Below are 402 nucleotides of genomic sequence, written 5' to 3'. Positions count from 1 at the left end.
AACGCTGCCGAAAATAGGTGCTTCGCTACTCAGCCTGATTAACGACAATTTTCAAAGGTTAAACCCTGCATCTTGAATTCACTTGGGTATAGTGGCGACGCTGGTCTTTTAGCATCGTCCTGAACAACCTGACCTTGCCAAAGTCTTTGAGCCAGACATCCAAACCATCATCTGGTATCTCAAGGTTTTGAACCGGCTGCCATTGACCTTTTTCCAGTGATACCGTCCTGTTTTTCTCAACTGCAAACATAAATCCTGTCTGATGGTTTTTTATCGTCTTCAGATTCTTGACGCAGCTGTACCAGGAGTCACCGGTTACAAACGCAGGTTTCAACCCCCAAGTCAGCACTTCAATCAACATTTCACGAAAATAGTCGTTCTTGCTCTTACCTTCAGACTTGT

The 402-nt window shown here is 44.5% G+C and carries 1 pseudogene; it reads right to left on the bottom strand.

Going from position 1 to position 402, the window contains the following annotated elements:
• Positions 1-88 precede the first annotated feature (88 nt).
• Positions 89-402: pseudogene (locus CWC16_RS19555) on the bottom strand (IS701 family transposase); the annotation flags it as partial.

Source organism: Pseudoalteromonas sp. S3776 (genome assembly GCF_005886915.1).
Taxonomy (GTDB): Bacteria; Pseudomonadota; Gammaproteobacteria; order Enterobacterales; family Alteromonadaceae; genus Pseudoalteromonas.
Note: the sequence above shows the minus strand (reverse complement) of the source record. Positions and strands in the feature narration are given on the sequence as shown.